The sequence below is a fragment of the Aeromonas allosaccharophila genome, from assembly GCF_000819685.1.
Classification (GTDB): domain Bacteria; phylum Pseudomonadota; class Gammaproteobacteria; order Enterobacterales; family Aeromonadaceae; genus Aeromonas; species Aeromonas allosaccharophila.
In genome coordinates, this window is record NZ_CDBR01000027.1 from 24,491 (window position 1) to 45,437 (window position 20,947).

19 protein-coding genes and 1 pseudogene are annotated in these 20,947 nt (G+C 59.7%); 14 read left to right on the forward strand and 6 right to left on the reverse strand.

Annotation, left to right across the window (positions count from 1 at the left end):
• The first annotated feature begins 71 nt into the window (after nt 1-71).
• Genes ispF through rpoS form a run of 7 tightly spaced genes read left to right on the forward strand, consistent with a single transcriptional unit; the run spans nt 72 to nt 5,648 of the window.
• A complete protein-coding gene (gene ispF, locus BN1115_RS06040) occupies nt 72-548 on the forward strand; it encodes a 2-C-methyl-D-erythritol 2,4-cyclodiphosphate synthase (RefSeq protein ID WP_005335518.1) in 477 nt (158 codons plus the stop codon).
• Nucleotides 548-1,606 carry a tRNA pseudouridine(13) synthase TruD gene (gene truD, locus BN1115_RS06045; protein ID WP_042656467.1) on the forward strand — a complete coding sequence of 353 codons (1,059 nt, stop codon included), beginning with the start codon at nt 548-550 and terminating at the stop codon, nt 1,604-1,606. Before ispF ends, truD begins: the two co-directional genes overlap by 1 nt.
• On the forward strand, nt 1,587-2,333 hold the full coding sequence (gene surE / locus BN1115_RS06050; RefSeq protein WP_042656468.1) for a 5'/3'-nucleotidase SurE: 747 nt from the start codon (nt 1,587-1,589) through the stop codon (nt 2,331-2,333). Before truD ends, surE begins: the two co-directional genes overlap by 20 nt.
• Before the next feature lie 7 nt (nt 2,334-2,340).
• On the forward strand, nt 2,341-2,958 hold the full coding sequence (locus tag BN1115_RS06055) for a protein-L-isoaspartate(D-aspartate) O-methyltransferase (RefSeq protein WP_033138377.1): 618 nt from the start codon (nt 2,341-2,343) through the stop codon (nt 2,956-2,958).
• On the forward strand, nt 2,955-3,536 hold the full coding sequence (locus BN1115_RS06060; protein WP_042656469.1) for a YqaA family protein: 582 nt from the start codon (nt 2,955-2,957) through the stop codon (nt 3,534-3,536). The genes BN1115_RS06055 and BN1115_RS06060 overlap by 4 nt, the downstream gene beginning before the upstream one ends.
• A gap of 9 nt (nt 3,537-3,545) precedes the next feature.
• Entirely contained in the window at nt 3,546-4,616 is a 1,071-nt protein-coding gene (locus BN1115_RS06065; protein ID WP_042656470.1) for a peptidoglycan DD-metalloendopeptidase family protein, read from the forward strand.
• A gap of 45 nt (nt 4,617-4,661) precedes the next feature.
• Nucleotides 4,662-5,648, forward strand: coding sequence for an RNA polymerase sigma factor RpoS (gene rpoS / locus BN1115_RS06070; RefSeq protein ID WP_042656471.1), 987 nt, complete (start codon nt 4,662-4,664; stop codon nt 5,646-5,648).
• A 108-nt stretch (nt 5,649-5,756) separates the two neighbouring features.
• Here rpoS and BN1115_RS06075 read toward each other — a convergent pair whose 3' ends face one another.
• Nucleotides 5,757-6,794, reverse strand: a complete 1,038-nt coding sequence (locus tag BN1115_RS06075) for an alkene reductase (RefSeq protein WP_042656472.1) — start codon at nt 6,792-6,794, stop codon at nt 5,757-5,759.
• A gap of 199 nt (nt 6,795-6,993) precedes the next feature.
• Here BN1115_RS06075 and BN1115_RS06080 point away from each other — a divergent pair, with 199 nt between their 5' ends.
• Complete coding sequence (locus BN1115_RS06080) at nt 6,994-7,560, forward strand: TetR/AcrR family transcriptional regulator (RefSeq protein ID WP_042656473.1); 567 nt, start codon at nt 6,994-6,996, stop codon at nt 7,558-7,560.
• Between the two features lie 152 nt (nt 7,561-7,712).
• Here the strand turns inward: BN1115_RS06080 and BN1115_RS06085 are convergent.
• Nucleotides 7,713-8,666: pseudogene (locus BN1115_RS06085) on the reverse strand (LysR family transcriptional regulator).
• Between the two features lie 157 nt (nt 8,667-8,823).
• Between BN1115_RS06085 and aguA the strand changes: the two are divergent.
• The 3 genes from aguA to BN1115_RS22765 all read left to right on the forward strand — a co-directional run bounded on the left by aguA (nt 8,824) and on the right by BN1115_RS22765 (nt 12,803).
• Nucleotides 8,824-9,921: an agmatine deiminase gene (gene aguA / locus BN1115_RS06090; protein ID WP_042656474.1), complete on the forward strand. Its 1,098-nt coding sequence runs from the start codon at nt 8,824-8,826 to the stop codon at nt 9,919-9,921.
• A 256-nt stretch (nt 9,922-10,177) separates the two neighbouring features.
• Nucleotides 10,178-11,881, forward strand: coding sequence for an amidase (locus BN1115_RS06095; protein WP_042656475.1), 1,704 nt, complete (start codon nt 10,178-10,180; stop codon nt 11,879-11,881).
• 802 nt (nt 11,882-12,683) lie between these two features.
• Complete coding sequence (locus tag BN1115_RS22765) at nt 12,684-12,803, forward strand: DUF3292 domain-containing protein (protein ID WP_244152230.1); 120 nt, start codon at nt 12,684-12,686, stop codon at nt 12,801-12,803.
• Nucleotides 12,804-13,001: 198 nt separating this feature from the next.
• On the opposite strand, the gene BN1115_RS21575 is transcribed toward BN1115_RS22765, so the two are convergent.
• On the reverse strand, nt 13,002-13,370 hold the full coding sequence (locus tag BN1115_RS21575) for a DUF6232 family protein (RefSeq protein WP_082034803.1): 369 nt from the start codon (nt 13,368-13,370) through the stop codon (nt 13,002-13,004).
• Nucleotides 13,371-13,966: 596 nt separating this feature from the next.
• Between BN1115_RS21575 and cphA the strand changes: the two genes are divergently transcribed.
• On the forward strand, nt 13,967-14,731 hold the full coding sequence (cphA, locus tag BN1115_RS06110) for a CphA family subclass B2 metallo-beta-lactamase (RefSeq protein WP_082034804.1): 765 nt from the start codon (nt 13,967-13,969) through the stop codon (nt 14,729-14,731).
• 215 nt (nt 14,732-14,946) lie between these two features.
• Nucleotides 14,947-16,218: an MATE family efflux transporter gene (locus BN1115_RS06115; RefSeq protein WP_042656479.1), complete on the forward strand. Its 1,272-nt coding sequence runs from the start codon at nt 14,947-14,949 to the stop codon at nt 16,216-16,218.
• An 83-nt stretch (nt 16,219-16,301) separates the two neighbouring features.
• Here the strand turns inward: BN1115_RS06115 and BN1115_RS06120 are convergent, their stop codons facing one another.
• The 3 genes from BN1115_RS06120 to BN1115_RS06130 all read right to left on the reverse strand — a co-directional run bounded on the left by BN1115_RS06120 (nt 16,302) and on the right by BN1115_RS06130 (nt 19,738).
• A complete protein-coding gene (locus tag BN1115_RS06120) occupies nt 16,302-17,549 on the reverse strand; it encodes a DEAD/DEAH box helicase (RefSeq protein WP_042656480.1) in 1,248 nt (415 codons plus the stop codon).
• 98 nt (nt 17,550-17,647) lie between these two features.
• Nucleotides 17,648-19,117 (reverse strand): GGDEF domain-containing protein, encoded by a 1,470-nt coding sequence (locus BN1115_RS06125; RefSeq protein WP_042656481.1) that lies wholly within the window; start codon nt 19,115-19,117, stop codon nt 17,648-17,650.
• Nucleotides 19,118-19,273: 156 nt separating this feature from the next.
• Complete coding sequence (locus BN1115_RS06130) at nt 19,274-19,738, reverse strand: hypothetical protein (protein WP_042656482.1); 465 nt, start codon at nt 19,736-19,738, stop codon at nt 19,274-19,276.
• 198 nt (nt 19,739-19,936) lie between these two features.
• Between BN1115_RS06130 and BN1115_RS06135 the strand changes: the two genes are divergently transcribed.
• Nucleotides 19,937-20,845, forward strand: coding sequence for an SAM hydrolase/SAM-dependent halogenase family protein (locus BN1115_RS06135; RefSeq protein WP_042656483.1), 909 nt, complete (start codon nt 19,937-19,939; stop codon nt 20,843-20,845).
• Nucleotides 20,846-20,947 lie beyond the last annotated feature (102 nt).

Here is a 20,947-nt window from a genome sequence, read left to right on the forward strand (position 1 = left end):
CGGATTGGACATGGTGTGGACGTACACAAAATTGATGGGGTTGGTTTCAGCATGTTGGGAGGTTGCCGCTGATGATGCGCATTGGTCATGGTTTTGATGTTCATAAATTTGGTGGTGTTGGCCCCTGCATGCTGGGTGGCGTGCCGGTTCCCTACGAGCAGGGGCTGGTTGCCCACTCTGACGGCGATGTGGTGCTGCACGCGGTAAGCGATGCCCTGCTGGGGGCTATTGGTGCCGGTGACATCGGTCGCCACTTCCCCGATACCGCTGCCGAGTTCAAGGGGATCGACAGTCGCATTCTGCTGCGTGATGTTTTTGCCCGGGTACAGAAGGCGGGGTATGCCATCGGCAACCTGGATGTGACCATCATCGCCCAGGCCCCCAAAATGGCCCCCCATATCGACGCCATGTGCGCCGTGCTGGCCGCCGATCTGCAATGTGATTTGAACCGGGTGAACGTCAAGGCGACCACCACCGAACAGCTTGGGTTTACGGGGCGCAAGGAAGGGATCGCCACCGAAGCCGTCGTCCTACTGGTGAAACAATAATGCTGGAACAACTTGCCTATCTGCACGGGGCACCCACTGCCCGCGGTATCCTCAAGGCCGAGGCCGCCGATTTCGTGGTAAATGAAGATCTCGGGTTTGAGCCCTGTGGCGAGGGTGAGCACATCTTCGTCCGGGTGCGCAAAACCGGCGAGAACACCGCCTGGGTGGCCGGTCTGCTGGCCGATGCGGCCGGGGTCAACCGCAATGCGGTGACCTGGGCGGGCCTGAAAGATCGCCACGCGGTGACCGAGCAGTGGTTCGGCATTCATCTGCCGGGCAAGGCGGAACCTGATTTGTCGGTCATCGAGAGCGACAGCATCCAGATCCTGCAAGCCAAGCGTCACAACCGCAAATTGCGGGTCGGTTATCTGAAGGGCAACCACTTCACCCTGCGTCTCACCGGTCTGGAACAGGCCGACGGGCTGGAAGCGCGCCTGCAGGCCATCGCCGGGCAGGGCGTGCCCAATTACTACGGTGAGCAGCGTTTTGGCCGTGATGGCAACAACCTGGAAGCGGCCAAGGCGATGTTTGCCGGCAAGCGGATCAAGGATCGCAACAAGCGTTCCCTCTACCTCTCAGCCGCTCGCAGCATGCTGTTCAATGCCATCGTCAGCGCCCGCATCGAGCAGGGGCTGGCTCACCAGCTGCTGGCCGGTGATTGCGTGATGCTCAAGGGCAGCCACTCCATCTTCAGTGAAGAGGTGCTGACCCCCGAGCTGGAAGCGCGTCTTGCTTCCGGCGACGTGCAGCTCACCGCGCCCCAGTGGGGCCGTGGCCGTCTGGCCAGTCAGGGTGCCGCTGCCGAGTTTGAACAGGCTGTGCTTGCTCCTTACAGCGATTGGTGTGACGGGCTGGAGAAGGCCGGGCTGGATCAGGATCGCCGCCCGCTGCTGCTCAAGCCGGAGCAGATGAGCTGGCAGCTGGACGGCGAGGCGCTGACCCTCTCCTTCTTCCTGCCAGCGGGCGCGTTTGCCACCAGCGTGGTGCGCGAGTTAATGCAGGCCGAAGAGGCCGATCATGGTTTCAGGAATCAGACCGATGCGAATTCTGGTCAGTAATGATGATGGTGTGCATGCCGAGGGCATTCGAGCCCTCAGCGAGGCGCTGCGCGCCTGCGGCGAGGTCATTGTGGTGGCGCCGGATCGCAATCGCAGCGGCGCGAGTCACTCCCTGACGCTGGAAGTACCGCTGCGGGTCACCCGTATCAGCGAAACCGGTTACTATGCGGTGAAGGGCACGCCGACCGACTGCGTGCATCTGGCGGTCAACGAGCTGGTACGCCCTGAACCCGACATGGTAGTGGCCGGTATTAACCACGGCGCCAACCTGGGGGATGATGTCATCTACTCGGGCACGGTCGCCGCAGCCACCGAGGGGCGCCATCTTGGCTACCCCTCCATCGCCATCTCGCTGGTGGGCAAGACCCACTTCGCCACGGCGGCCCACTATGCGGCCCTGCTGGTGAAGGGGCTGATGAAACACCCCCTGCCTGCCGATCAGATCCTCAACGTCAACGTGCCGGACTTGCCCCTCGAGCAGATCAAGGGGATCAAGACCACCCGCCTTGGCAACCGCCATCGGGCGGAGTCGGTGATCTGCACCGAGGATCCCCGTGGTCAGCCCATCTACTGGATTGGCCCGCCTGGCAGTCAGCAGGATGCCGGTGACGGTACCGATTTTGCTGCCATCGAGCAGGGCTATGTCTCGATTACCCCCCTGACCATCGATATGACTGCCTATGACAGTCTCGCCGGTCTGGGGGCCTGGTTAGATCTGCAGGGATGAGGGTGGTGTGATAGTACAGCGCCTGTTAAATCAGCTCATTGCGCAGGATATTCGCGATTTTCGCGTGCTGGCGACCATCGCGAAAGTGCCGCGCCAGCTGTTCGTGGACGAGGCCATGGCGCACAAGGCGTGGGACAACACCGCCCTGCCCATTGGCCACGGCCAGACCATTTCGCAGCCCTATATGGTGGCGCGAATGACCGAGTTGCTGATGCAAAATGATCCGGCCCATGTGCTGGAGATTGGCACTGGCTCCGGTTACCAGACGGCGATCCTCGCCCATCTGGTGGAGCATGTTTATACCGTTGAGCGGATCAAGTCGCTGCAGTTCCAGGCCCGGCGCCGACTGCGCCAGCTCGATCTGCACAATGTCTCGGCCAAGCACGGCAACGGCTGGCTGGGGTGGCCCAACAAGGGGCCTTATGACGCCATTCTGGTGACGGCCGCGGCGAGCGAGATCCCCACGGCACTGACCGATCAGCTGGCCGAAGGGGGGCGACTGGTGTTGCCCGTGGGTGACAGCCAGCAGACCCTGCAGCTGATCGAACGATCCGGCTCCCAGCTGACCAGCCGTATTCTGGAGCCGGTACGTTTTGTTCCCCTGATTGACGGAGATGTTGAGTGAAGTTGTTTTCCCGTTTGTACGTACTGGTGATGCAGTGGGCCCGCCACAAGCATGCCCCCTGGTATCTCTCCATCACCGCCTTTATCGAGTCGGTGTTCTGGCCGATCCCGGTGGACGTGATGCTGGCGCCAATGGCGCTCGCCAAGCCGCACAAGGCGTGGCACTACGCCGGGTTGGCAACCCTCTTCTCGGTGCTGGGCGCCCTGTTCGGTTACGCCCTTGGCTATGCCCTGTGGGATCCGGTGGTGCTGCCGCTGGTGGAGTCTGTTGGCTATCAGGACAAGATCGGGATCGCCCGCCACTGGTTTGAGCAGTGGGGGATCTGGGTCATTTTCATTGCCAGCTTCACCCCCATCCCCTACAAGGTGTTTACCGTGACGGCAGGGTTGTTGCAAATGGCTCTGCTGCCCTTCATCATCACCTCCCTCATCGGTCGTGGCATGCGCTTTTTCCTGGTGGCGGGCCTGATGCGCTGGGGTGGCGAGAAGATGGAACGCAAACTGATGCACTACGTGGATGTGCTCGGTTGGCTCTGTATTGGTCTGGCCGTTGTGGCCTATTTCTGGTTTAGTCGTTAAGGATCCATTATGCGTTCGCGTATTTGGCAAGGAAGCAGTGTCGTGGTGTTGTCATGGCTGCTGCTTGCCTGCTCCTCCAGTAAAAATGCAGCTCCGGTGGATGGGGTAGGTGATGATCAGTTCGTCTCGACCATTCCGGCTCGCCAGAGCGGCACTCAGCTCAACGCCCCCATTCAGGGCGGCAGCTATGTGGTGAAGCGGGGCGATACCCTCTACTCCATCGCCTTCAACTCCGGCAACGACGTGCCGTCGCTGGCCAGTCTCAACAACATCAGTCCGCCCTACAATATCTACCCGGGGCAGCGGCTGCGTCTCGACGCATCGGGCTCTGCGGTGACCAGCAGCAGAAGTGCCGGTACCTATGAAGTACGCCGCGGCGATACCCTGAGCAGCATCGGGCGCCAGTTTGGCATGACGCCGCAGGTGCTGGCCCAGAGCAACAATCTGAGCGCCCCCTATGCGCTGCAGCCGGGTCAGGTACTCAACGTCCAGACCGCTGGTGGTGGTTCGACCCAGATGGTGGCTGCGACTCGTCCGGCAACTGTAACGCCGGCGGCAGTGAGCCGTCCGAGCAGCGGACCGCGTCCGTTGGCCGAGCCGAGCGGATCTGGTCAGACCACACCATTCATCGCTCAGAAATCCGTTGCTCCGGCGGCACCGAAGGAATACGCTCAGACCAAAGAACAAAAAACAAACAACTCCCAGTCGAGACTTGCTTGGCACTGGCCCGCAAAAGGTCGGATCGTCGAGGGGTTCTCTGTTGCAGAACAGGGTAACAAGGGTATCGACATAGCCGGCCAGAAGGGGCAACCCGTCTACGCCGCCAGCGGTGGTAAAGTGGTATACGCTGGCAGTGCTTTAAGGGGGTACGGCAAGCTGATCATCCTCAAGCATGATGATGACTATCTCTCCGCTTACGCACACAACGATGAGTTGCGGGTGAAGGAAGGGGACAGCGTCAAGGGGGGCTCGGTCATTGCCAACATGGGTAGCACGGACGCGCCGGATGTGCGATTGCATTTCGAGATCCGGTACCGAGGCAAATCGATCAATCCGATGAGCTATTTGCCAAAGCGTTAACCCCAGAGAGACCGTCTTACTCTGGTAACGTCAGGGAGACACACCATGAGCCAAGAACAACTGGTAATGCAGGATGCAGAGTTAGAGTTTGACGCTGAACCCGAATCGAGCGAAGAAGAAGTAGAAGAGTTGCATGAGGTAGTCGCCGAGGCGGAAGAGACTATCTCCGATGAGTTGCTGGCACCGGAACTGAACAAGGTGATGGATGCCACGCAACTCTATCTGGGGGAGATTGGTTTTTCCCCGCTGCTCACTGCCGAAGAGGAAGTCTACTACGCCCGTCGTGCCTTGCGGGGTGACAAAGCAGCCCGCAAGCGCATGATCGAGTCCAACCTTCGACTGGTGGTGAAAATCGCCCGTCGCTACAACAACCGCGGCCTGGTGCTGCTGGATCTCATCGAAGAGGGCAACCTCGGTCTTATCCGCGCGGTCGAGAAGTTCGACCCCGAGCGCGGCTTCCGTTTCTCCACCTATGCCACCTGGTGGATCCGCCAGACCATTGAGCGGGCCATCATGAACCAGACCCGCACCATCCGTCTGCCTATTCATGTGGTCAAGGAGTTAAACGTTTACCTGCGTACCGCGCGTGAACTCTCGCACCGTCTCGATCATGAACCGACCGCCGAGGATATCGCCTTTGCGCTGGATTGTTCGGTGGACAGTGTGAACCGCATGCTCAAGCTCAACGAGAAGATCACCTCGGTAGATACCCCCATCGGTGGCGATCGCGACAAGGCGCTGCTGGATGTGCTCTCCGACGAGCGCGGCATGGGGCCCGAGCTGGAATCTCAGGATGACGACATGCGCGCCAGCATTGTGCACTGGCTGGAAGAGCTCAATCCCAAGCAGCGGGAAGTGCTGGCACGCCGTTTCGGCCTGCTGGGTTACGAGCCTGCTACGCTGGAAGATGTAGGGGCCGAGATTGGTCTGACCCGCGAGCGGGTGCGTCAGATCCAGGTCGAGGGACTGCGCCGCCTGCGGGAGATCCTGCTGAGCCAGGGGCTCTCCATCGAGGCGCTGTTTCGTACCTGATCACGATGGCTGCCGGCTGACAACAAACGGCTGAACAAGTGAATAGCACGAGGGGAGCAATCGCTCCCCTCGTTTTTTATTGCCTGTCGTCTGGCGATGGCGGCGTGGTTATACCAGCTCGGCCAGCATGGTGTCGGCGTAGGGCACCAGCGCTTCGCCCTTCTTCACCTTGGCGAGATAGTCCGGGTTGGCGATGAGCGGACGACCGATGGCCACCAGATCGAAGCGGTTGGCCTCGATGGCCGCGGCGGCGCGCTCGGCGTCGTAGTTGCCCACCCCGACCAGATTGCCCTTGTAGTGGGCGCGCAGATAGTCGGAGGCGCGGCCACCCAGATAATCGAAGGTGAGGTTGTCATCGAAGATGCCGAGGTGGATATAGGCCAGCGGGCGATCGTTGAGCTCGGCCAGCAAATAGTCGAACACGGCGCGATCTTCCGGGCTGCCCGCCAGATGAACATAGGCACCCGGGGAGAGGCGAATGCCAACCCGATCACCGCCGATACGGGCGCTGATGGCATCGACCACTTCCAGCGCGAAACGGCTCATCTTTTCCGGGCTGCCGCCGTAGTTGTCGGTGCGCAGGTTGGTGGAGTGGTGCAGGAACTGATCGATCAGGTAGCCGTTGGCACCGTGGATCTCCACTCCGTCGAAGCCCGCTTCGATGGCGTTGGCAGCGGCCTGGGCGTAATCCTGCACCAGCTGGGCGATATCGGCCTCGGTCAGGGCACGCGGCACCTGATAGGTCAGCTCACGCATGCGGGGTACAGTGCCATCAAAGGCCACGGCAGAGGGGGCCAGCACTTCAGCCTGATGGAAGAAGGGGTGGGAGAGGCGGCCGACGTGCCACAGCTGGGCGAAGATCTTGCCGCCCTTGGCGTGCACGGCGTTGGTCACTTTCTTCCAGCCATCGATCTGCGCCTGGGTAAAGAGGCCCGGGGTATTGGGGTAGCCCTGCCCGTCGGGGCGAATGATGACGGCCTCGGAAACAATCAGGCCGATGTCGGCGCGGCGGCCGTAATAGGCAGCCATCTGCTCGGTCGGCACCAGACCGGGGCCTGCCATGCAGCGGGTGAGCGGGGCCATCATGAAGCGGTTGGCCAGGGTCAGAGTGTCATTGAGTCGATACGGCTGAAACAGGGTATTCATGATAGTTTGTCCTGAACGGGTTATTCTTGAATGTGCATTCAAGACGTTTTTTGCGTCGGGCGCAAGCTTTTTTTGAATGCGCGTTCAAGAAGGTTGGCCCGAGCGGGCGGCTGGGGTAAACTTGCCGCCCTTTCCAGCCACTCTTTATCGGCGGGCCTGTTTGCCCCTTGCCGGTGAACCATTTCTCACGGGAGGAACCATGCGCATAGCCGAGTTTGATCGGGACGAGGTGCTGCGAAATGCCATGGAAGCGTTTCGCGCCAAGGGGTACGCCAAGACCACCATGCAGGAGCTGGTGGCCGCCACCGGCCTGCATCCGGGCAGCATCTACGGCGCCTTCGGCAACAAGCGCGGCCTGCTGCTGGCGGCGGTGGATCACTATGTCGAGGGCAAACGCACCCTGCGCCGCGCCCTGCTCGACAACCCGAGCCCGCTGGCGGGCCTTGCTGCCTATCTCGACGGAATTGTGGGAGAGGCGCTCTGCGGCTCCTGTCTGGTGACCCGCACCATGATGGAGTTGAGCGAGCAGGATGAGGAGCTGACCCAGCGGGTCAAGGGGATCTACGGCGAGCTGGAGCAGGACCTGGCCGAGTTGCTGACGCAGGCGCAGGCAAAGGGCGAGCTGGCCCCGGATAGCAATATCCGCACCCTCACCGCCCTGCTGCTGATCAACCTGCAAGGGCTGGTCACCTTCGCCCAGTGCCGCCCCGATCGCCCCCTGCTCGACGACGTGGTCGCCCAGCTGATGCGGGCCCTGCGGGCGTAACGCGATACCGTAGACACAACAGTGGCTCCCGAGGGAGCCACTGTTGTTTTCGGGAGGGTTACCTCGGCCCCACCAGCTCCTTCATCAAATCTTTCAGCGATACCCGCGCCGGTTGCTGCGCGTGGTGACTGGGCATGCCAGACGCAGCGGCCTTACCTCGGCCCCACCAGCTCTTTCATCAAATCTTTCAGCCACACCAGTGCGGGTTGTTGGGCGTGCACGGGATGCCAGACGCAGTTGAGGTGATAATCCGGCACGTCTGCGGGCAGCGGCAGGCTTTTCAGCGGCCAGTGGGTAGCGAGCAGCTCGGCCACCATGCTGGGCAGAACCAGCAGGTGATCGCTCTGGCTGACGATGGCGGCGGCGGACATATAACTCTGGCTGTTGACCGAGATGGTGCGGCTAAAGCCCAGACTCTTCAGATAACGGTCGAGGCTCGCCTCCGAGGTGCCGAGCGGCGAGTGGAACACGTGGGGCATAGCGATGAGCTGCTGCAAGGTGATGCGCTCCTGCCATTGGGAGGGATCATCCTCTGCACCAGCGTGGGCCGATTTGGCAATGGGCAGATCGGCGCGCACCAGCCCGGCCAGCGGCTCGGTGAGCCAGGTCTCCTTGCCCAGATACCCCGGCACCTGCATGTACTCGTCAAAGCCCAGCACCAGGTCTATCTCGCCGCTCGCCAGCTCCGCCTCCGGCAATGTGTCGCGCAGTATGCGGATCTCGATGGTGACCCCGGGCGCCAGCTTCCTGAGGCGCTGGATGAGCGGCGGGATCAGCACGCACTCCACGTAGTCCGTGGTGCAGAGCACGAAGCGGCGTTTCGACTGGCGCGGCTCGAACAGCTCCTCCTCGCTGAGCTGCTGCTCCAGCAGCCGCAGCGCCTGCTGCACCCCGAGATGCAGCCGCTGGGCGCGCGGGGTTGGCAGCATCCCCTGCGGGGTGCGCACCAAAAGCGGGTCGCCGAGAAAGGTGCGCAGCCGATTGAGGGCATGGCTCATGGCGGGCTGGCTGATAAAGAGCGCCTAGGCGGCGCGGGTGACGCTCCCTTGCGTCATCAGGGCGTCAAAAGCGAGCAGCAGATTGAGGTCGAGCTGGTGCAGTTTCATGGGGGGGGATTATTCGCCGTGTTTATGGGACAATCCATCCTATTCATTTGATGGATGGGGGCGCAACGTCTTAATCTGCGACCCACTCTTATTTTTCCGGGTTCCCGCGCCGCATCGGGCGTAATCGGGGGCCTCAATCCATGCAAGGAGCCTTGCGATGAGCATCAAGACCATTAACTCCACGCCGGCCGCCGACGGCTTCACCATGCCCGCCGAGTGGGCGCACCAGCAGGCCGTCTGGATGATCTGGCCGTTTCGCCCGGACAACTGGCGCGTAGCCGGTCGTTTCGCGCAAGAGACCTTCGCCAAGGTGGCCGATGCTATCGGCGGTGCCACCCCTGTCTTTATGGGGGTTCCGGCCCAGTTTATGGAGCAGGCCCGCGCCATCATGCCCACCCATGTCACTCTGGTTGAAATGAACAGCGATGACTGCTGGGCCCGCGATACCGGCCCCACCATTGTGACCAACGCTGCCGGCGAGTGCCGTGGGGTGGATTGGGGCTTCAACGCCTGGGGCGGCCACAAGGGCGGTCTCTACTACCCGTGGAATCAGGATGAAGAGGTCGCAGCCCAGATGCTGGCCCAGCACGGCATGGCTCGCTACGATGCGCCGCTGATTCTGGAAGGGGGCTCCATCCACGTCGATGGCGAAGGCACCTGCCTGACCACCGCCGAGTGCCTGCTCAACGAAAACCGCAACCCGCACCTGACCAAAGAGCAGATCGAAGCGCACTTGCGCGACTATCTGGGCGTCACCAGCTTTATCTGGCTGGACGAAGGCGTCTACATGGACGAAACCGACGGCCACATCGACAACATGTGCTGCTTCGTGCGTCCGGGTGAAGTGGCCCTGCACTGGACTGATGACCGCAGCGATCCCCAGTACGCCCGCTCCGTGGCCGCCCTCAAGGTGCTGGAAGCGGCAGTTGATGCCAAGGGGCGCAAGCTGAAAGTGTGGAAGCTGCCCCAGCCGGGCCCGCTCTACTGCACCGAAGAGGAGTCTGCCGGTGTCGAGAGCGGTACCGGTGTGCCGCGCGAGGCAGAAGGCCGTCTGGCCGGTTCCTACGTGAACTTCCTCATCACCAACGATCGCATCGTCTATCCGCTGCTGGATGCCGCCACCGATGGCGAAGCCCTGCGCATTCTGGAAGAGATCTTCCCGGAGCACACCGTGGTCGGCGTACCGGCCCGCGAGATCCTGCTGGGCGGTGGCAATATTCACTGCATTACTCAGCAGATCCCTTCCGGCAAATAAGAACCGGATGACGATCCTGCTGCGAAGCCGTGATCAAGGCTCATGTGCTGCTCGGAATCCTCATGTATTCACATACACTCCGGTTCCTGCGCTGCTCTTCACCTTGCTGACGGCCTCTCGCGACGGGTCGTAAACCGGTTCCGGTGAGTATTCAAAACCCCACGCCGTGGGGTTTTATCTCTTGATGACATGATGGTCGCAGGCGCTGATGCGGCGATCATCATGACAAACAGTCACCCTTTTACAGGAGATCCCCATGATCGAAGTGACCGAGGTTTCCATTGCCGAGCTGCGTGCCGCGCTCGAATCAGGCCGCACCACAGCGGTCGAACTGGTCAAGGCCTATCTGGCCCGGAGCGAGGCCTACAACGGCCCCGAGACCGCCACCAAACTCAATGCCGTGGTGGTGCATAATCCCGATGCGCTGAAAGAGGCGCAAGATTCTGACGCCCGCCGCGCCCGTGGCGAAACTCTGGGGCCGCTCGACGGTATCCCCTACACCGCCAAAGACAGCTATCTGGTCAAGGGGCTGACCGCCGCCTCCGGCAGCCCGGCTTTCAAGGATCTGGTGGCCCAGCGCGATGCCTTTACCGTTGAGCGCCTGCGCGCCGCCGGTGCCATCTGCCTTGGCAAAACCAATATGCCGCCGATGGCCAATGGTGGCATGCAGCGCGGCGTCTATGGCCGTGCCGAGAGCCCCTACAACGCCGACTACCTGACCGCGCCGTTTGCCTCCGGCTCCTCCAATGGTGCCGGTACTGCTACCGCCGCCAGCTTCTCCGCCTTTGGTCTCGCCGAAGAGACCTGGTCGAGCGGCCGTGGCCCGGCTTCCAACAACGGTCTGTGCGCCTACACCCCGTCCCGTGGCGTCATCTCGGTGCGTGGCAACTGGCCGCTGACTCCGACCATGGATGTGGTGGTGCCCTATGCCCGCACCATGGCCGATCTGCTGGAAGTGCTCGACGTAGTGGTCGCCGACGATGCCGACACCCGTGGCGATCTGTGGCGCATGCAGCCCTGGGTGCAGCTGCCCAAGGCCTCCGAAGTGCGTCCGGCCTCCTATCTGGATCTGGCAGCCAAGCCTGATGCCCTCAAGGGCAAGCGCCTCGGCGTGCCGCGCATGTTTATCAACAAGGATGAACTGGCCGGCACCAGCGAAAACCCCGGCATCGGCGGCCCGACCGGTCAGCGCATCCACACCCGCCCGACCGTGATTGCCCTCTGGGAAGATGCGCGCAAGGCGCTGGAAGCCGCGGGCGCCGAGGTCATCGAGGTGGACCTCCCGCTGGTCTCCAACTGCGAAGGGGACCGACCCGGTGCGCCGACCGTGTTCAATCGCGGCATCGTGTCACCTGAGTTTCTCAACGACGAGCTGTGGGAGCTCTCCGGCTGGGCGTTCGACGACTTCCTGCGCGCCAACGGCGATCCCAAGTTGAACAAGCTTGAGGATGTCGATGGGCCGAAGATCTTCCCCCACGATCCGGGCACCCTGCCGAACCGCGAGGGCGATCTGGCGGCGGGCATGGACGAGTACGTCAATATGGCCAAGCGTGGCCTGAAATCGTGGGACGAGATCGCCACAGTGCCGGACGGCCTGCGTGGTCTGGAGAAGACCCGCAAGCTGGATCTGGAGGACTGGATGGACGGGCTCAAGCTCGACGCCGTGCTGTTCCCCACCGTCGCCGACGTCGCCCCGGCTGATGCGGATGTGAATCCGGCCTCCGCCGATATCGCCTGGAGCAACGGCATCTGGGTTGCCAACGGCAACCTCGCCATTCGCCACCTCGGCGTGCCGACCGTTACCGTCCCCATGGGCATCATGGCCGATATCGGTATGCCGGTGGGCCTGACCTTCGCCGGTCGCGCCTATGACGACAACAACCTGCTGCGCTTCGCCTCGGCCTTCGAATCCACCGGCAGCAAGCGTATGGTGCCGCCACGCACGCCGCCGTTGGGGTGATGCGAGGTTGGCGCAGAAAAGGTATGCTCGTTAGGAAGCGATAAAAACCACCTGCTATGCAGGTGGTTTTTATTTTAGTTTATTAATATGATTTATTATCTACTCTAGGTTGAAGAGTTTTAGAAATGCTTTGCTCTACAATTTACAATATTGACTTACTAAGTGGATTGATGTCGCCTTGATTAAATCTAATATTTATGATTGGCTTTTAATTGTTAATTAATGTTTTTTGAGATTGGTGTTGATATTTAACATGTGCTTTGATTAATTGGTTGCATATTATCTGGGAATGAATTTATTTATGTTATTCTCTCTTGCTTAAATGAGTATAAATAGTGAGTTCAATGCATGAAAATTATACCAAATAACTTCAATTTACCATGTAAAATACTCTGCTATTGAATATTCGTTGACTTTGTGTAAATGGCGACAACAATTCAGTATCATCTTGTTATCAAGTTCCGCTAGGGGAGGTGCGAACAAGTCTTTAGTGTGAGATCATGGTTCTACTTGATATCAAGGATGAGGTTCAGCATGAGTTACCAGCTCACCTTCGTGGACTGCGAGTTAAATGACAAACGCCGTAAAACTCGCAAAGAGGCATTTTTTGCTCGCATGGAAGCTTTGTTCCCATAGTCAAGGATGCAGGGGGCCATCACGCCCATCTATCCCAAAGTAGCTAACGGGCGTTATCTCCCGGAGTCGATTTCAAAAGTGGCTATACCCATAGTCTGAAAAGCATGCCAGCCAACGAGCATGACCTCAATCAGGTGGGTCATCTGCTCCATGCAAGGAATCGTTTGTGCTCACCGACGAGAGATGTCAGGGGGGGAACCGTGAAGAGTTGGCCGATGTGGAAGCTGAGTGGACGATTGCGGTGCGCCTTGGCAAGCTCAAGGAGCTCAAAAAAGTATCCTCGTAACAACAAGGCGGTAATTGTCTTTGAAAAGCTCAAATCAAATATTTGTGCCTGCGGGGGGCACCCGTTCCCGTTCATCAAACGTCAATTTTGCTTTGTGTTGGAGTAATGAAATTTTAAAATGTAGGCATGCTACTCATAAGGGAGGTGCGATCCACTGGTTCGCACCCTCCTTAGGAGACAATGCCCCTTCAACTACAATCAACCACGGCTCACAATCGCATCATTTAGGGAGCGAACAATGGTATCAATATAATTTGGTTCAGTGCTAACCAGCGCCTTATTTTGACCCGCAGCGGTACTCAATATAACTGAGTACGTTGTTTTATTTTCTCGCCATATCTTCGCGGCATATGCGAGGATTACTAAACCAGCAACGGTCCACCAACTACCGATGAACATTATGGCAACACCAAATAATCCAATTAATATTTCTGCTCCGCGTTGCGGAGTCTGGATCTTACTTTTGACAGATGTAACTGAGTTCATTACGTATGTTTGTCCATTAACGATGAATCGACTGTTGCTGACGCTGACTTTATCATCGCTAAAAAAAACTTGTTCTTCCATACATCACTCCATAAAAAGTAAATTAGTTTTCTACGATATAAAATAACACCAAGATTTTTAATTTCAACTTCAATCTCAAAGAAATGAATTTTAATTATCGGGAACGAAATCTGGCCCCCCACCTTTTTAACTGGGACGTTACGTACCGAAATCTCGGGCATCGGCCTTTTCCTTTATGCACTTCGATGGGAGATTACGCGATATCAGGGACGTAGACTCAATTAGTGAAGCGCATTCGGACGATCGCGAAAGGGGGGGGCCAGGAGGCCGTTGACATCCAAGAGGGCATGCCTGTCTTGCCATGACTCGGTGCGCAGCGGTAAACGGACGGTTACGCTGCGCTAATCGTCCCTACAGCAAGGCGCTGATTGCATGCTCTGACCATTTCCCTCCCTCCACCCTGCGCACCGTAAATCGCCATCTTTGTCGTGGTTCGCCGCCGATTCCCCCTGATTTTTCTGAATTCCCCCTGACTTCACCCAGACTTCACAGAACCTCATTTTCCCCTCACAAATCCCCCGTATCTTCTGCCCACTGCTTAAAAGGCCCGGCTTGCCACAGGGGTGGCGAGGGGGCGGTTGGTTCGAGGGAGCAAGATGATGAAAGGTTGGATGAAGTGCACATTAGCCGGGGCCGTGGTGCTGATGGCGAGTTTCTGGGGTGGCAGCGTGCGGGCGGCGGGGATCTCCCTCAAGCAGGTGAGTGGCCCTGTGTATGTGGTTGAAGATAACTACTACGTAAAGGAAAACTCCATGGTCTATTTCGGGGCCAAGGGGGTGACGGTGGTGGGGGCGACCTGGACGCCGGATACCGCCCGCGAGCTGCACAAGCTGATCAAACGGGTCAGCAGCAAGCCGGTGCTGGAGGTGATCAACACCAACTACCACACCGATCGGGTGGGCGGTAATGCCTACTGGAAGTCCATCGGGGCCAAGGTGGTGGCGACGCGCCAGACCCGGGATCTGATGAAGAGCGACTGGGCCGAGATTGTCGCCTTTACCCGCAAGGGGCTGCCGGAGTATCCGGATCTGCCGCTGGTGCTGCCCAACGTGGTGCACGATGGCGACTTCACCCTGCAAGAGGGCAAGGTGCGCGCTTTCTACGCGGGCCCGGCCCATACGCCGGACGGCATCTTTGTCTACTTCCCTGACGAGCAGGTGCTTTATGGCAACTGCATCCTCAAGGAGAAGCTGGGCAACCTGAGCTTTGCCAATGTGAAGGCCTATCCGCAGACCATCGAGCGGCTTAAAGCGATGAAGTTGCCGATCAAGACGGTGATTGGCGGTCACGACTCGCCGCTGCATGGCCCCGAGCTGATTGATCACTACGAGGAGCTGATCAAGGCGGCGCCGCAGTCATAGCCGCTGCGCGACAGACTGGCAGCAAGCCTTGCCATTGCTGCAATCAGCAGCCATAACGGCACACCACAAAACGCCCGCTTTCAGGAAATAAGCGGGTGTTTTGCATTGGCGGCTTTTTTGGTGGCTGTGAGTGCGTGGCATTAACGCTGTTCAAGGGAGGTGGGCTTTCATAAGATGGCCCTCTCTCTTTTCCCTGAAAGTTATCCATTTTCGTTATGCAATACGCCTCTCTCGCGCGCCTCAAGCAGGCCTTTATCACCGGGATGTGGGCCTCGCTGGTCAGCATCGTTATTGGCTTCGCCTTCAAGGTGTGGCTGGCGCAGTGGGTCGCCAAGGGGGAGCTGGCGCTGTTCAACAGCGTGGTCGATTTGATCTCCCTCTCCTTTATCCTGATGACAGGTTTTCGCTCCTCCATGGTGGTGAGCTACTCCCAGACCAAAAACGATCGGGACATCATCAATATCTTCCGCTACTTCCTCATCGGCATCGTGCTGCTCACCTGGGGGGCTGTGATCCCCTATATCAAGCACGGGCTCCATATCCGGGTGGAGTATCTGCAACTGGTGGGGGTCATCTTCGGGTTGGGGCTCAAGGTCTACTTCACCAATCTGGTGGCCATGTACCGGATGTATACGCTCTCCAACCGGGTCACCTGGCTGGAGCCGCTGGCCAATGGTCTGCTGTTTATGGCCTGCTACTTTGGACTCGGGATGGATGCGCTCGCCTCGCTCTTCTACGGGCTGACCTTCTCGTCGCTCGCTATCGCCGGTTTTATGTATATTGCGCGCCGCCGGGCCATCGCCACCAGGCCGCTCGCCAAGGTGGCGCTCGGCCCCGAGATGGTGAGCTATGTGAAGAAGAGCTTTACCGCATCCCTGGAGGCGGGAGCCAGCATCCTGATGATTTACATCACTGTGCTGCTCACCATCCGCCACTTCAGCATCGACGAGCTGGGGGATTTTCAGGTAGTGGTGCGCCCCATCTTCACCTATATGACCACCTTGTTTGTCTTCCCCATCTACCGCTTTGTGCTGCCTGAGCTGGCGGTCAATCTGCGCAATGGCGACCACCGCCAGATCAGGATGATACGGCGCTGGATCTTCCGCCTCTCCGCCATCGTCAGTCTGGCCTTCTTTGGCTTGATGCTGCTGGCGGGCAAGCCGCTGGTGTTGCTGTTCTTCCCCGCCGACTACGTGGGGGCGGTGCCTGTGCTGTTCCACTTCTCCATCTTCTTCATCTTTATGATGCTCAACGGCTATCAGCTCGCCTATATCAAGGCTCACGGCCACTTTACCCGGAGTTTGCTGATCCGGCTGGCTGGCATAGTGGCGCTGGTTGCCGCCTACTATCTGGTGGCCGAGTTCACCGCCAACGTGGTGGCGATTATCGTGGCGCTGGGCCTCGGTTATATGGTGATGTTTATCCTCTCGACCCTGGCAGAGCGGCAGATCTTGCGATCCCTGCCACTGGTGCTGGCGACCCGCTAGGGTGCTACTCGCCAAGAGCAGGCTCCTGTCAGATAACAAAAAACGCCCGTGCGGGCGTTTTTTTATTGGCGGCGCTGGGCGGCTTAACGCTTGCCCTTGCCCCCCTTGCTGCCTGCGAGGGCCTGCTTTCTGGCGCGCTGCTTCTGGGCCGCCTTGCGGTTGCGGCGCGGCTCGGGCTCGAAGCGGGTGAGATCTGGCTCAAAACCGGGAAACCACTGCTGGGGCAAACGGGCGTCGAGTACAGCTTCCACCTTCTCCAACAGCGGTGCATCTTCCGGGCTGAACAGGGTAATGGCGAGCCCCTTGTTGCCGGCGCGGCCGGTGCGACCGATACGGTGGACGTAATCCTCGGCCACAAACGGGAACTCGAGGTTAATCACGTAGTTGAGATCCGTGATATCGAGGCCGCGGGCTGCCACATCGGTGGCGACCAGTGCCTGCAGGGTGCCGGCGCGAAACTCCAGCAGCACTTTTTCACGCGCGCTTTGCGACAGATCGCCGTGGAAGGCCAGCGCATTGATGCCTGCTTTGCCGAGCTGCTGGGCCAGCTTGTCAGCCCCCTGTCGGGTGCGGCTGAAGATCAGCGCCGGTGCCCACCCTTTCACTTTCAGCATATGTTCGACCAGCGCCAGCTTGCGATCGCTATCTACCGTGTAGACCCGCTGCTCCACCTCGGCTGCCGTGGTGTTGCGCGGTGCCACTTCAATCAGCTCGGGGTCGCGTAGCAGCACCTTGCTCAAAGCAAACAGGTTGTCGTCGCAGGTGGCGGAGAAGAGCAGGGTCTGGCGATCCGCCGGGAGCTGTTTTAGCAGCGCCTTGATCTCGTCCATAAAGCCCATGTCGAGCATGCGATCCGCCTCGTCAAACACCAGATGGCGCAGGCTATCCCGGCTCAATGCCCCCTGACGCAGATGGTCGAGCAGACGGCCCGGGGTGGCGATCAGGATATCCACCCCGGCTTGAAGCGCCTCTACCTGAGCCGCGATACTCACCCCGCCGTAGACCAGCGTGCTGGTGAGACCGGTGCCCTGGCCGTAGCGCGCCACGCTCTCGGCGACCTGCACCGCCAGCTCGCGGGTCGGCACCAGCACCAGCGCGCGGATCGGGCGGGGCTCTGCTTGTGGCTGTTGTAGCAGCTGCTCCAGCAGCGGCAGCACAAAGGCGGCGGTCTTGCCGGTGCCGGTCTGGGCGCCGGCCATCAGATCCCGCCCTGCCAGAATGACGGGGATGGCGCGAGCCTGGATGGGGGTCGGTGCGGCATAGCCGAGTTCGGTCAGAGTCTGCTGCAGACGGGGGGAGAGGGCCAGTTCGGCAAAGGAGGCAATGGACATAGAAGGCACCAGTAGGGGGTTATCGCGGCCAGCGGCCACAACGACACAATCATCGTGGCCGCGATGGTAACAGATGCGGGGGGATCGGCAGAAGGCGGCTATGCCTCTGCGTCGTCCGGCAACGGGCGGATCAGCCGGATCGTCTTGCCCTCGTAGCAGGCGATGTTGTGCTTGCCGTGCTGTTTGACGTGGTAGAGCAGCTCGTCGGCGAGATGCACCGCCTCGGTGACGGTGAGGTAGTCGCGAATGCGGATCACCCCGGCGGAGAAGGTGATGGGGGTGGGCAGCTCGGGGATCCCCAATGGCCGATCCAGCAGGCGACCAGCGGAGTGGATCATCATCTCGTCATCCTCCATCCCCTTGAACAGCACGATAAACTCCTCGCCGCCCCAACGGATGGCGCTGTCCACCTTGCGGATATTGCTTCTGAGGTGGCGGGCAAAGGCGACCAGTGCCAGATCCCCGACGCTATGGCCATAGGTATCGTTGATCGACTTGAAGTTGTCGATATCGAGGATCATCAGGTAGTCGTGCTCGTGGAGCAGACTCTGGCAGAGCACATCTCTGCGTGGCAGCCGGGTCAGGTGGTCGGTGTGCGCCAGGGTGCGCAGCCGCAGGTAGATCTGCTTCCAGGCCACCATGCCCATCAACAGCACGATGAGATAGACCTTGAAGGCCGCACTTTGCAGGGCCAGCTTGACGAAATCAAACCAGCTGTAGGACCACTTCAGATAGAGATCATCCCCCGCCTTGGTGCGCATAAAGGGTTTGCTCAGGCAGAGATGCTTCGGGCGGCAGGGCTCGGCGGCTTCAAACGATATGTTGGTGCGGGTCGGGTTGATGGTGTCGAAGGGTCGCAGCACATCGTTAAATGCTTCATCGACGGCGATGTCGATACCGAGCAGCCCGTATTTGTAACCGCCGCGCCCCGACTGATGAATGAAGGGGAAGTACATCACTATGGTGTTGCGCATGCTGAAGCTGTCGATCTCGATATCGGAGACAAAGGCCTCATCGGCGCTGCACAAGGGGCGGCCGGGGGCAAAGCTGGCGCAACCGAAGTAGTGATACCAGGCGGGCAGGGTCATCAGATCCACCTTGATCGGCGCCAGTCTGGTGGGTAGCACATTGTTGTCGGCAACCATGCCGATCAGCCGGTAGTCATTCCAGATGGTGTAGATGTTGATCACCTCCGGATAGGAGAGGGCATAGCGGAAGGTGTTGAGGAGATTGGCAGCCGGGTATTGCAGCGGAATATCGGCAAAGCGGTATTTGCTTTTGAGGTCATACCCGTAGAGATAGTCGCTGCCGACGCTATTCGGGGGCGGTGGCTGATCGAGCAGATGGTGTTGTGCCAGATAGCTGGTGATGTTCTCCACCTTGAGGATCTTGGCTCGCTGGTAGAAGACCTCGAACACGTTCTTCTGTCTGGCGGTGATGAGATCCATGTCGTGCTGGATAGTGAGATAGGTGTAGTAGAAGACAGTGCCCAGCCCGGTCAGGGCGAGCAGGGCCAATCCGGCCACTTTGACGATGAACTGGCGAGCAAACGCGGATGGCCAGCGCAAGGCTGGGGGATTACCTGAAAATAAGGTCATAGGTGTCTGGGTGCAGTACCGATAGGGGCGCGGGCGCCATACGGGCAAAGTATACGCGAAGGAAATCCCGACAGGATCCACCGACAAACCTTGCCAGAAGCTGAAGCCCTCACCACTTATTTATCCCTACTCCACAATCAGCACGCTCTCGCTGGCCAGATGGTGCAGCCACTCCCTGACGATCAGCAGCACGGCCGCAAAGTGCTCGTCGCGGGGCAGCAAGCTGGCGGCGAGGGGATCCCCTTCCGCCATGGCGGCCAGCTGGCCAAAGGCTTGCTCCACCAGATCCCGGTCGAGCTGGTTGTCCCCCAGCACTTCGGCCAGCGACGGCTGGCTGCGCAGGGTCAGCTGCAAGCCGGGCGGGATCTGCGGGGCGATGCGCATCAGCTCATCTTCCACCACCATGATGGCCCGCTCCAGTTCGAGCGGGGTGGGTGGCGCATTGCGAAACGGTCTGGGCTGGATGGCGTGGGTGCCAAAGGCCAGCAGGTAGTGTGACGGGGCCGCATCTGGCTGGCTTAGCCAGACCTGGCTGCTCTGTTCACCAATCTCCAGCAGCAGGGTCATCATCTCCGGTACGGGTTGTGTCATGGTGCTGAGCTCCTGTATTGTAAACGTTTTCCAATTCTGCCTTTGATACCCCCGCTGTCGCCGTTTGGCGAGCACAATTTCTGCGAGTCGTCCCTCACTTTGTTGCAAACCCCTTGCAAAAAAATCCATTGGTGGCAGTCTGGATGTCTAAATGGCTGTTGCCGTTTCGTTATCCTCAGATGATTCAGGAGTTCAGATATGGATATTCGCACCGCTCCCCGCGCCATCGTGCTCGCCCTCATGCTGGCAAGCGGCATCGCCGCCGCCAACGAAGCGCTGGTGATCCAGACCGATTTCGGCCTCAAAGATGGCGCCGTGTCGGCCATGAAGGGGGTTGCCTTCGGGGTGGATCGCACCCTGCCGCTCTATGACCTGACCCACGAGATCCCGGCTTACAACATTTGGGAAGCCTCCTACCGCCTCTACCAGACCCTGCAGTATTGGCCCAAGGGCACCGTGTTTGTCAGCGTGGTTGATCCCGGTGTCGGCACCGAGCGCAAGTCAGTGGTCCTCAAGACCAAGAGCGGCCAATACATCGTGACTCCGGACAACGGCACCCTGACCCTGGCGGCCGAACACTTCGGCATCGAGGCGGTACGCCAGATCGATGAGAAGCTCAACCGCCTCAAGGGCTCCGAGAAGTCCTACACCTTCCATGGCCGCGATGTGTACGCCTATACCGGCGCACGGCTCGCCTCCGGCGCCATCAGCTACGAGCAGGTCGGCCCGCTGCTGCCCGCCGAAGTGGTGAAGATCCCCTATCAGCCTGCGGTAGCAGAGAAGGATGGCACCCTCAAGGGCACCATCCCGATCCTCGATGTGCAGTACGGCAACGTCTGGACCAATATCGACGATGCCCTGCTGACCAAGGCGGGGATCAACAAAGGGGATACAGCCTGCATCAAGATCCGCGAAGGGGATGTGGTCAAATATGACGGCAAGGCGCCGTACGTCAGCAGCTTCGGCGATGTGCCGGAAGGTCAGCCGCTGGTCTACCTCAACAGCCTGCTGCAGGTGTCGGTGGCGCTGAACATGGACAGCTTCGCCGCCAAGCATCAGGTGCAATCCGGTGCCAACTGGCATATCAGCCTGAAGAAGTGCTCCTGAAGATTGTCGGGCTTTCGACAAGCGGGTTTGAAGCAAGAGAGGGCAGCCAAAGAGGCAGCCCTCTCTCATTGGGTGGTAAGGCGTTGCGGATAAGGAGTTGTT